This is a genomic window from Cupriavidus sp. 05T313 (genome assembly GCF_056396665.1).
The window spans coordinates 1-11312 of sequence record NZ_JBFTLX010000323.1 but is presented as its reverse complement, the minus strand read 5'-3'; the positions used below and the strand labels follow the sequence as shown (position 1 = coordinate 11312).

At 64.8% G+C, this 11312-nt stretch carries 10 protein-coding genes and 1 pseudogene; 5 read left to right on the top strand and 6 right to left on the bottom strand.

Translation table 11 applies throughout. The features are described from left to right. On the bottom strand, window positions 1-918 hold a 918-nt coding region (locus AC1DKD_RS37535), incomplete at its 3' end, for a YihY family inner membrane protein (protein WP_477144440.1). Between the two features lie 177 nt (window positions 919-1095). On the opposite strand from AC1DKD_RS37535, the gene wrbA reads away from it, so the two are divergent. The 3 genes from wrbA (at window position 1096) to AC1DKD_RS37520 (ending at window position 3642) form a co-directional block, all read left to right on the top strand. Next, the gene (wrbA, locus tag AC1DKD_RS37530; RefSeq protein WP_477144439.1) at window positions 1096-1701 is read left to right on the top strand and encodes an NAD(P)H:quinone oxidoreductase; all 606 of its coding nucleotides are present in this window, start codon (window positions 1096-1098) and stop codon (window positions 1699-1701) included. Continuing rightward, window positions 1698-2135: a DUF2069 domain-containing protein gene (locus tag AC1DKD_RS37525; RefSeq protein ID WP_441627356.1), complete on the top strand. Its 438-nt coding sequence runs from the start codon at window positions 1698-1700 to the stop codon at window positions 2133-2135. The genes wrbA and AC1DKD_RS37525 overlap by 4 nt, the downstream gene beginning before the upstream one ends. A gap of 85 nt (window positions 2136-2220) precedes the next feature. Then, complete coding sequence (locus AC1DKD_RS37520; RefSeq protein ID WP_477144438.1) at window positions 2221-3642, top strand: FAD-binding oxidoreductase; 1422 nt, start codon at window positions 2221-2223, stop codon at window positions 3640-3642. Between the two features lie 56 nt (window positions 3643-3698). Here the strand turns inward: AC1DKD_RS37520 and AC1DKD_RS37515 are convergent, their stop codons facing one another. Continuing rightward, entirely contained in the window at window positions 3699-4241 is a 543-nt protein-coding gene (locus tag AC1DKD_RS37515; protein ID WP_477111042.1) for a gamma carbonic anhydrase family protein, read from the bottom strand. Window positions 4242-5003: 762 nt separating this feature from the next. Between AC1DKD_RS37515 and AC1DKD_RS37510 the strand changes: the two are divergent. Then, window positions 5004-6020 (top strand): annotated as a pseudogene (locus tag AC1DKD_RS37510) (aspartate-alanine antiporter-like transporter); the annotation flags it as partial. After that, entirely contained in the window at window positions 6015-7355 is a 1341-nt protein-coding gene (locus AC1DKD_RS37505) for a 2-hydroxyacid dehydrogenase (RefSeq protein WP_477144441.1), read from the top strand. The pseudogene AC1DKD_RS37510 and the gene AC1DKD_RS37505, both read left to right, overlap by 6 nt. A gap of 29 nt (window positions 7356-7384) precedes the next feature. On the opposite strand, the gene AC1DKD_RS37500 is transcribed toward AC1DKD_RS37505, so the two are convergent. The 4 genes from AC1DKD_RS37500 to AC1DKD_RS37485 form a co-directional block, all read right to left on the bottom strand. After that, window positions 7385-9094, bottom strand: a complete 1710-nt coding sequence (locus tag AC1DKD_RS37500) for a SulP family inorganic anion transporter (RefSeq protein ID WP_477144437.1) — start codon at window positions 9092-9094, stop codon at window positions 7385-7387. Window positions 9095-9312: 218 nt separating this feature from the next. After that, window positions 9313-9903: a hypothetical protein gene (locus tag AC1DKD_RS37495; RefSeq protein ID WP_441627364.1), complete on the bottom strand. Its 591-nt coding sequence runs from the start codon at window positions 9901-9903 to the stop codon at window positions 9313-9315. A gap of 47 nt (window positions 9904-9950) precedes the next feature. Then, window positions 9951-10970 (bottom strand): hypothetical protein, encoded by a 1020-nt coding sequence (locus AC1DKD_RS37490; RefSeq protein WP_441627366.1) that lies wholly within the window; start codon window positions 10968-10970, stop codon window positions 9951-9953. Window positions 10971-11011: 41 nt separating this feature from the next. Then, the gene (locus AC1DKD_RS37485; protein WP_441627368.1) at window positions 11012-11266 is read right to left on the bottom strand and encodes an RNA recognition motif domain-containing protein; all 255 of its coding nucleotides are present in this window, start codon (window positions 11264-11266) and stop codon (window positions 11012-11014) included. Between the last annotated feature and the right edge of the window lie 46 nt (window positions 11267-11312).

The following is an 11312-nucleotide window of genomic DNA, read 5'->3' as shown; positions in this document are numbered from 1 at the left end:
GTATAGCAGGTAGAGCACGCCCAGCGCGTCGAAGAACTCGCTGCCGGCAAAGGTGCGGCGCCGCCAGTAGCCTTGCCGGATCACGGGCAGGTTGGCGGCAATGGTGGCGCCCAGCAGGGTCACCAGCCAGCTCAGGTAAATCCAGAGCAGGAAGATCGGCAGCGCGGCAAAGGTGCCATAGACCGCGGTGTAGGTCGGGATATGGGTGACGAAATAACCGAAGCCGCGTTTGGCCAGCTCGAAGGCAAGCGCCGCCACCAGCCCGGCGGCAATCGCGTCGCGCCACTCCACGTTGGCGTTGGGCACGGCGGTATAGAGAAAGGCGAAGGCGAGCGCCGACAGCAGCACCGGCGTCAGGTTCACCACCAGCTCCAGCCCGAACGGCATGGTGCCCACATAGCCGGCCGAAACCGAGATCAGGTAGGAACTGATCGACAGGCTGGCGCCGATCAGCACGGGGCCCAGCGTCAGCACCGCCCAGAACACCAGGATGCGCTGCGCCAGCGGGCGGCGCTGCTTGACGCGCCAGATCGCGTTGAGCGCGTCCTCCACGGTCAGCATCGTCAGCACCGAGGTCAGCATCAGCCCGCCCAGGCCCACCGCGGTCAGGCCCTTGGCGTTCTTCGCGAACTGGCCAAGGTAGCTCGTGATGGAATTGCTGACGTTGCCCGGGATCAGGTTCTGGAACAGGAATGACTCGGTCGCGCTGCGAAACTCGCGGAATACGGGGAAGGCCGCCAGCAGGGCGAAGGCCACCGTCAACACCGGCACCACCGCCAGCACCGTAGTGAAGGTAAGGCTGGCCGCGACCTGCGGCAAGCGGCCTTCGCCGGCGCGGCGCAGCGCGTAGCGCGTGAGCGCGCGCAGTTTTTGCAGATTCCATTCCCTGCGCAGGCGAACGAAGCGGGCGGCGAACATGCTGGGGCAAACTCCTTGCTGATTCAGTGGGGTACCCCGGCGCGGCGACGCGCGGCGCACGCCGGGGCCGCAACTATAATACGCGCATTGCCCTGTGCGCCGCACAAGGCACCAATCCGGCCTGCCCCCTGGGACCGCCCCACCCCGGCGCCCTTGTTGCGCGCCGCAGCCCTGTCCATGACCGAACTCCTAGTCCTCTATTACAGCCGCCACGGCAGTACCCGCAAGCTGGCCGAACTGATCGCCACCGGCATCGACAGCGTGCCCGGCGCCCAGGCACGCCTGCGCACCGTGCCGCCGGTTTCCACCGTGAGCGAGGCCACCGCGCCGGATATCCCGGCGGAAGRCCCGCCTTACGCCGAATTGCGCRATCTGGAGGAATGCGCCGGCCTGGCGCTGGGCAGCCCGACCCGCTTCGGCAATATGGCCGCGCCGATGAAGTACTTCCTGGATGGCACCGTGGCCCAGTGGCTGTCGGGCGCCCTTGCCGGCAAGCCCGCCTGCGTGTTCACCGCCACCGGCAGCCTGCATGGCGGCCAGGAAACCACCTTGCTGTCGATGATGCTGCCCTTGCTGCATCACGGCATGCTGGTGCTGGGCCTGCCTTATTCGGAAAGCGCCCTGATGACCACCGCCAGCGGCGGCACGCCCTACGGCCCCAGCCATCACGCGCGCGTGGACAACAGTGCGCCGGTGTCCGACGAGGAAGCCGCGCTCGCGCGCGCCATGGGCAAGCGCCTGGCCGAGACCGCGCTGCGCCTGGCTGGCCGGAGCCACGCATGAACGCCGCCCCCAAGCCCGCGGTTGCGCCCGCGGCCAACGCCACCGACAGCGCGCTGCACAGCGCCGGCCTGTACCGGCTGAGCGCCGGCAGCCTGATTGCACTGATCCTGCTGTGCATCGCCTGGGAATGGTTCCTGGCGCCGCTGCGTCCCGGCGGGTCCTGGCTGATCCTCAAGTTCCTGCCCCTGCTGCTGCCGCTGCGCGGCGTACTGACCCGCAACCGCTACACCATGCAGTGGTCCTCGATGCTGATCCTGTTGTTCTTCACGGAAGGCATCGTGCGCGCCACCAGCGACCGGCCGCCGTCCTCCACGCTGGCGTGGGTCGAAGTCGCGCTGACGCTGCTGTTCTTCTTCGGCACCATCCTCTACCTGCGCCCGTACAAGCGCCGCGCCAAGGCGCTGCAACCGGCCAAGGCCAAGCCCGGCAAATGACATCGCCGATGAACGCGCTGTAAGCCCGCAGCAATCCACTCCGCGCGGCCGTCACGACGGCGGCCGCCCTCCTGGACCTACCGCCATGACCGCCTCGCATCCCGATTCCTTCCTCGCCCTCTGCCGCGCCGCCCTGGGCGAGCAGCACGTGCTGATTGAAGAYGCCGACAAGGCTCCCTACCTGACCGACTGGCGCAAGCGCTATACGGGGGAAGCATTGGCGGTGCTGCGGCCAGGCTCGGCCGAGGAAGTCGCCGCCGCCGTGCACGCCTGCCACGCGCACAAGCTGGCCGTGGTGCCCCAGGGCGGCAATACCGGGCTATGCGGGGGCGCCACGCCGACAGCGGGACAGCAGTCAGTGGTGATCTCTCTCCAGCGCCTGAACCGCGTGCGGCAGGTAGACCCGCTCAACAACACCATCACGGTGGAAGCCGGCGTGATCCTGCAGAAGTTGCAGGACGCCGCGCGCGAGCATGGCCGGCTGTTTCCGCTGAGTCTCGCGGCGGAAGGCAGCTGCACAATTGGCGGCAATCTCTCCACGAACGCGGGCGGCACGGCCGTGCTGCGCTACGGCAACACCCGCGAGCTATGCCTGGGGCTGGAAGTGGTAACGCCCGCCGGCGAGATCTGGGASGGCCTGCGCGGCCTGCGCAAGGACAACACCGGCTAYGACCTGCGCGACCTSTTYATCGGCGCKGAAGGCACGCTCGGCATCATTACCGCCGCCGTGATGAAGCTGTATCCGCTGCCGCGCGCCCGCGTCACGGCGCTGGCGGCAGTGGCCAATCCGCGCGCGGCCCTCGCCCTGCTGGCCATTGCCCAGCAACGCGCCGGGGCCATGCTGACGGGTTTTGAGCTGATGTCGGAGATGTGCCTGTCGCTGGTCACCACGCACTACCCGCAGTTGCGCTATCCGTTCGACCGCCCGCATCCGCAGGTCGTGCTGCTGGAACTGTCGGACAACGAGAGCGACGACCATGCGCGCGCCATCTTCGAAGCGCTGATGGAAACGGCCTTCGAAGCCGGCGTGGCACAAGACGCGGTGGTGGCCGAATCCGTTCAACAGTCGCGCGACTTCTGGAACCTGCGCGAACATATCCCGCTGGCGCAGGTCGACGAAGGCAAGAACATCAAGCACGACATCGCCGTGCCGATCTCGCGCATCGCGGATTTCATCGACACTACCGACGCCCTGATCCAGCAAGCCTTTCCCGGCGCGCGCATGGTCACCTTCGGCCACCTTGGCGATGGCAACCTGCACTACAACGTATCGCCTCCCGCCGGGCAGAGCCACGATGCCTTCCTCGGCAATTCGGAAGCCATCAACCTGATCGTGCATGACAGCGTGCACGCGCATCGCGGCTCGATCTCGGCCGAGCACGGGCTCGGCCAGCTCAAGCGTGAAGAAAACCGGCGCTACAAGAGCGAAGTCGAACTCGCGATGATGCGGGCAATCAAGCAGGCGCTGGATCCGCAGGGGCTGATGAATCCGGGGAAGGTGATCTGACAGGAAACGCTGCCGGCAGCCGGGTGTGATAGCCGGCTGCGGCGCTSGCAATTCGCTCAAACGCTCTGCAACTCCGCGACATGCTGGTCCTTCAGCTTCACGTAATTGGCCGCCGTATAGCGGAAGAAACCGCGTTCCTTTTCCGTCAGGGGCCGTGCCTCCCTGGCCGGGCTCCCGACGTACAGATGCCCGCCCTTGAGCACCTTGCCCGGCGGCACCAGGCTGCCGGCGCCAAGAATCACTTCGTCCTCGATCACCGCGCCATCCATCACGATGGTGCCCATGCCGATCAGGATGCGGCTGCCGATGGTGCAGCCATGCAGCAGCGCCTTGTGGCCGATCGTCACATCGTCGCCGATGGTGAGCGGGAAACCATCCGGATTGAAGGGACCGGCATGCGTGATGTGCAGCACACTGCCGTCCTGCACGCTGGTGCGCTCGCCAATGCGAATGCGATGCATATCGCCGCGAATGGTGACCAGCGGCCAGATGGAACTGTCGGCGCCGATCTCTACGTCGCCGATCACGACGGCGCTCGGGTCGACGAACACGCGGTCGCCGAGTTTGGGGGCTTTGCCCTGGAAGCTGCGAATGGTCACGATGGAATTCCGAATTGCGGATGAGCGCTGCGCGAGCCCTTGCACAACGGCGACCCGGTAGTCCGGGCCGCGCGGAGGAAGGCGCACCGCCATGCTCTGGACCAGCATTCTAATTCCCTTCGGCAAGCCGCCGGCAATTCGTTAGCCGGGCCGAACCGGCGCCATGAGAAACAAAAGGCCGGGAAGCCTGCAATCTTCCGGCGTTCACGGTTCGAATTGGAAGCCGGATCAGGATACGGACACCCTGTCCCGGTACTGTGTCGATCGAGAGGACGCCCTGCAATTGCCGCACACATCACTTCCCCGAGTCCCGCATTCCCGGTCTTGTTCCTCTTGCTTCTGGCGTGCACTCCAGGCTGTTCGAGATAGCGTCACCCGCGATGATTCCGATTGTTCGGATCCGTGCGTCTTCAGTGTGCCGTTCAAATACGCTGACCTACGTCAATGATTCGATCTTGGCCATGCCTATGCTTACAAAGTGCGGTGCGCGCCAGACGCCCATTCCCGCGTCGCCCTTTGGACTCGAATTCGATGGAAGCGAYGTCGCGATCCGGGCGTCACCGGACATCATGTCCATCAAGGCAGTTCGAAATCAACTACCCGAAGGCAACGGATCCACTGTGCGTGCACCGGCACAGTGATTGAAATCCGGGGAATTGCGGGCTTGGGTGCGACGGCCATCCGCCCCTCTCGACCAAGCGTCCGCGGTACGCTGCCGCGTCAACGTGCTGGATCTTCAATCCTGATAATAAGGAGCCGGCCATGGAAGCCGTCAGGTCACTGTTGGAAACCCAGCCGTTGTTCACTTTGTTCCTCACGGTCGCATTGGGTTACGTTGTCGGCGAATTCAATATAAAGGGGGTCTCGCTAGGGTCCGGGGCCGTACTTTTTGTCGGATTGGCGCTTGGGGGGTTTGCGCCCAAGGCGGCTCCACCCGCCCTTCTCGGCACCCTCGGCTTGCTGCTATTCCTCTATGGCATCGGCATCCAATACGGCGGCCAGTTTTTTGCGGGCCTGACAAGCGCCGACGGACTGAAGGCCAACGCGGCGGCCGCACTGGGCGTAGCCGGTGCCGGCTTTGTCTCGTTGGCGCTGGTGCCGCTGTTCGGTGTCAAACTCGATGAGTCGCTGGGGATGTTCGCGGGCTCGGGGACCAGCACGGCGACCTTGCAGGCGATCATTGCTACCATGAAAGGCGACGGCGCCGCGGTTGGCTACAGCGTGGCGTATCCCTTCGGTGTCGCCGGTCCGATCCTGATCCTTTACGGACTTGGCGCGGTGCTCAAGGCAAAGATCGAGGCACCTCCGGCAAAGAGCATTGAAACGGCCGAAATCGCCCTGAGAAACCGCGAAGTCATTGGCCTCAGGTTCTCCGAACTGAAGGCACGCCTGCCGGCAGGCCTGGCGATTGCCGCGGTGCGCCGCGAACACCATAACCAGCTGCCCACGGACGACCTCGTTCTGCAAACGGACGATGTCCTGCTTGCGACTGCCACGGACCCGGCGGCACTTCAGGAAGCCGCCGCCTTCCTGGGAGAGCTGCAACCGGGACGGATCAGCAGCCATCGGGAGGATCTTGACTATGCTCGCGTATTTGCGTCGAGCCGCGACGTGGTCGGACTGGCGCTGCGCGATATCCGGTTTCCGGAAGGCGTCGTCTGCTCGATTGCCCATGTGCGCAGGGGCGATGCCGATATATTGCCCGGCCCCGATCTTATCCTTGAGGTCGGCGACCGGGTCGGCCTGCTGGTGAATCGTGCCCACGCAAAATCGATACGCAAGTTCTTCGGCGACTCCATCAAGGGCACCGCCGAACTGAGCTTCATCTCGATCGGCATCGGTGCGGCCGCGGGGCTGTTGGCAGGCATCATCCCGCTGCCGATTCCAGGCGTCGGCAAGCTGACCCTCGGGCTGGCCGCGCTGCTGCTGGTCGCCCTTTATCTTGGCAAGCTTCGCCGCTCCGGACCGTTCGTCTGGACCATGCCCCTCTCGGCCAATCTGGTCCTGCGCAATTTCGGCCTCACCATCTTTCTGGCGCAGGTGGGCATTTCCTCCGGGCCGAAGTTCTTCGCCACGATCGGCGTAGCGGGAGCCTGGTTCCTGCTTTACAGCGTTGCCATTGTCCTGGCACTGGTGCTGATCACCGCATTGTGTTGCCTGTGGATCTTCAAGCTGCCGTTTGACACTACCGCAGGCGTCATCAGCGGGGCGACGGGGAACCCGGCCATCCTTGCCTTTGCCAATCGCGTCGCCCCCACGGATCGGACGGACCTCGGCTATGCCATGATTTTCCCTTCGATGACGGTTGCAAAAATCCTGTTCGCACAGATCACCGCGGCACTGCGCTGCACCGGATTCAACAACGTCGACCTGAAAGCCGCGGAAAGGCTGGGCATGAAGGTGGTTCGCGTCGTCAGTTATTCGCCAAATTCGGTCGCGGAGCATGCCGTTGCCTTGCTGCTGGCGATCAATCGCAAGATTCACCGTGCGTACAACCGCACGCGGGACTTCAACTTTTCCCTCGACGGGTTGATGGGATTCGATTTCTGCGGCAAAACCGTCGCCGTGGTGGGTACCGGCAAGATCGGCTGTGTGTTCGCCAGGATCATGCTCGGCTTCGGATGCAACGTCGTCGGCTACGATGCATTCCCCACGCCCGAGTTCGAGGCCTTGGGCGCGCGCTACGCCCTACCCGGCGAAATCGGCGCCAGCGCGGATATCATTTCACTGCACTGCCCGCTGACCCCGCAGACGCGCCACATCATCAATGCCGACATGCTGCTGCGCACAAAGCGCGGGGCATTGCTGGTCAACACCAGCCGTGGCGGGCTGATCGACACCGAGGCCGCGATCGAGGCGCTGAAGAGCGGACAGTTGGGCGGGCTGGCCCTCGACGTGTACGAGCAGGAGGCGGATATCTTCTTCCGGGATCTCTCCAGCACCATCATCACCGATGACGTGCTTCAGCGACTGGTCTCTTTTCCAAACGTCATCGTGACCGGCCATCAGGCCTTTTTCACGCACGAAGCCATGACGACGATTTGCCAGACGACGTTGCGCAGCGTCACCGCATGCGAGTCCGGCAAGCCGCTTACGAACGAAATCAAGGCCTGACATGGCGCGCCGACTCGGGCGCGGCAGCCTCACCGCCCCCCGGCCGGCTCCCGCGACGCCTGATACCGGGCAACCGCCTGGTCCAGATCCGGCAGCATCCGCTCGCGCCCTAGCTCCTGGCCCAGCGGCGAGCGCTGCACCAGCGCCAGCACGCCGGGGTTCATGCCGACGAGCCACAGCATTCCACCGCCTTCGCGGTATGTCTTTTCCGCCTCCGTCAGCATCTTGAGCGCTGTGTACTCGAGATCGAACACAGCGCCAAGATCCAGCGCGATAACGCGCGCGTCGGCATCAGCCATAAGCGGACGCATCTTTTGCGCGATGCGCCCGGCATTGGCGAAGAAGATACGGCCCTCCGGGCGCAATAACAGCAAGCCGGGAAAGCTCTCGTCTTCCGGATGCTCAGGCCCCACCGGCCGGAACAAATGCGTGCCCGGCTTGCGCCTGAGCACATAGACCGGCGGATCGGATACCTGGTGCGCCAGCGCCAAAAGCGAGACTACGATGGCCACCACAATGCCCTGCAGCGTGCCGAGGAGCACGACGCCGACCATCGCCGTCACCGCCCAGATAAACTCCGTGCGGCGTACCTGGAGAATCGCGCGAAACTCGACCGGATCGATCAGGCCGACCGAGTACACAATGACCACGGCAGCCAGCGTGGCGTGCGGCATCTTTGCGATAAACGGTCCGAGCAGCAACATTGTGCCCAGCGCCAGCGCCGCGGTAACCAGTGCAGCCAGCTGTGTGCATGCACCGGCCAGCCGGTTCACCGCGGTCTGCGACGTCCCGCCGCCCGCCGGCATGGCGCCCAGCAGGGCTCCCCCGATATTTGCGGCGCCGATCRCCAGCAACTCCCGGTTTGCCACGGGTGCCGGTTCTCCCCTCCTGGCAAACGCACGGCCCGCCGCGATGGACTCGGTAAAGCTCATCAACGCAATGCCAACGGCAGGCGGCCAGAGTTCCGCAATCAGCGAAAGATCCGGCAGGACGGGCGTCGGCAGGCCCGTTGGCACCTGGCCGACGGTCTCCACGCCGTGCGCCTGCAAGCCGAGCAAGCTCACGGCGGCGATCCCGGCTGCCACCGCGATCAGCGGTGCGGGCGCCTTGGGCGAGACATGCTCCATGACCAGCAGCATGCCAATGGTGATGACGCCGACAGCCAGCGTGGTGAGCGATGTATGCGGCAGCCCGGTGACGATGGCCAGCAAATTGTGGAAGAACGAACCCTTGGCAAAGTGTATGCCCAGCAGCTTCGGCACCTGATCGAGCACGATCACGACGGCAATCCCGGCCTTGAACCCGGTCAGGACAGGGTCCGAGATGAAGTTGGCAACGAAGCCAAGCCGCAGCAGCGAAGCCAGCACAAGGATGGCGCCGACGAGCAGGGTAAGCGTCGCCGAGGCCGCCAGCAGGCTGGCAGGAGCCCCGCCCGGCGCCACCCGACCGAGCGCCGCCGCACCGAGAATGGCTAGCGTTGCCGTAGTACTGACGCTAAGCGGGCGCGACGTTCCGAGGAAGGCATAGATCACCATCGGCAGGAACGCCGTATAGAGCCCGACCTGGACCGGCAAGCCCGCCACTGTTGCATAGGCCAGCGCCTTCGGAATGACAACGGCACCGGCGGTGAGCCCGGCGACGACATCCGGCGCGACCCAGTCCTTCTGGTACGCGCGGATCCACTCCGGCACCAGCAGGCTTACGCCGCCGCGGGATGATGCTGACGATTTCCGGTCCATGGGCTCGATCCGCCAATGTCACAACTACGATCCATATCGGGACCGCTCCCGCTTGGGATGCATGGATGCATGGCTCCCGGCCGCTTCCCGCGAGCTCCTCGTTGACGCGTGATCTGCCCGGACTGGCCGCAGGTTGCGCAGGGCTTGCCGCTRCGCACCGCGAGTTTCACTGCGGCTTCGTCAGCGGGGGATGCATATCCCCCGCGCTCCATCGCTGCTTACTTCCCCGCAGCCGGCTTGACGGATACCGCGAGCGCCTCGGTGTATACAGCTTCTACCTGGTCACCCTTCTTGATGTCCTTCAACTGCGCCGGGTCGTCAACCTTCAGGTCCAGCGTATTGCCCTTGGGCCCTTTCAAGGTGACCATCTTCGTCTTGGCATTGACCGCGACGACGTCGGCAAGGACAGTCACTTCGCGCCCGGCTGTGCCGCCCGGCTTGGCGCCCGGTTCGGACCGGTTCATCGTCGCGCTCTCGCTGATCGAACTCTTGCCGCGCCCCTCCTTCTTGAGCGTCAGCGTCATGGCTTCCCTGTAGTCGACAGTCACCACGTCGCCAACCTTCAGCTGGTCAAAATTGCGCGCTTCCTCACCCACCGCAAGACTCGTCACCTTGCCCTTCTTGTCCTTCAGCGAAACCGTTCTGGTCGCCGCGTCGATGGCTGTCACCGTGGCCGTGACGCTGGTTACCCCTCCCACGGTCACCTGGCCCGGCGCCTTCGCGACGTCCACCTTGGTTTCCGGCTGCGCCATCGCCGAGCCCGCCATCACCGCAAGGGCGGCCACCATCAGGAATTTCTTGCTTTGCATTTTCCTCTCCTTTGAAACACCAGAAACCCGCTTTCACCCGCTCGCCGCTACAGCAAGCGCTCGGCCTCGTCGAGCAGGCTCGTGCACGACAACATCGCTGCGCGTGCGAAGCGCACCAGTGCGAACGTACGCACCAGTGGCGGATCGCCGGGAACGCGCGCCGTCAGCAACTCCAGTTCATGCCCGGGCACCGTGCTGCCTTCCGGCAAAAGCACATTCATCAGGCTTAGCCGCCTGCGCTGGCTTTCGATGGAGAAGCACGACCTTGCATCCTTGAACACCGCCGCCATGCCTTCCAGCTGGCGGTCAAGCGCGCCGGACTTGTCACCCAGTTCGCCCAGTTCCCTGTCGTTCTGTTCGATCTGCTCGCGCAGCCGGGCCCGTTCCCCGGCGTCCGCCTGCTCGTCGCCGCCCATCACCGAACGCATACCGGTGCTCTGCCGTTCCAGCAGGCGCAAGCGCGCCTTCAGCAGGCCATGCTCGCGCTCCAGCACATCGCGCCGCGATGTATCGGCAGCGATATTGGAAAGGCTCTGAAGGACCATCTGATCCAGCATTCTCCGCACGATCTCCTCGCGCAGCGCCGCATCTGTCGTGCCGCAGATCCTGACCTGATGGTCACTGAAACTGACCGTGGTCTGCGGCACCTCGGCACGCATCACATCCCCTTCGAGGGCCACGCCCAGCGTATGGCGCTCCGTCATCGTCATGCCCAGCACGGCGCAGGCATCCTGCGCGCCCGCCGACGCCTCGAAAAACTCGCGCAGGTCCGATGAGCGGCTGAAGGCGAGCTCCACATCATGCGCGGTGCCGAAGAAAGCGTGGATATAGGGGTCGGATCCCCACGCCGCCTTGCTGGCTTCCAGCGGCGCAGGGAGGCCGGCTACGAGGCCCCGCACATAATCGAGCGCCATGCCGATCGCGGGGCCGAGCCGTTGCTCGTAGCGCGGCACCAGCCGCAGGCGCGGGCTGAGCCTGAGCACGCGCTCCGTCAACCCGGCGATCTCCTGCTCGTCATGCGGGTGCGCGCCGGCGTCACGCCGGCGCAGCCAGTTCAGAATACTCATGCAACAGCTCCCTTCACCGCGCTTCGCCCGGCCCCGCGAGATCAGCTATAGCGCTCCGCCATGACCAGCGCGCTGAGGTTGTGGCCTTTCCAGAACATGTGCTGGATGCGCGGCTGAAGCTTGCGCAATGCATCCGGCTCGAGGGCATGGAAGGTCAGCATCACGGCTGGCCGCGACCCGTCCCCCGGAACATGCTCGATTTCGTCAAACGGTGGGAAGCCGTACTTGACCAGGAATTCCCTGATCTCGTCATCGGTGGTGGCGCTGTCGATATTCCCCAGTAATAGCAAGGACATGATTCACTCTCCTCGGTTGCTGCCGCGGCGCGCTACGCCATGATGT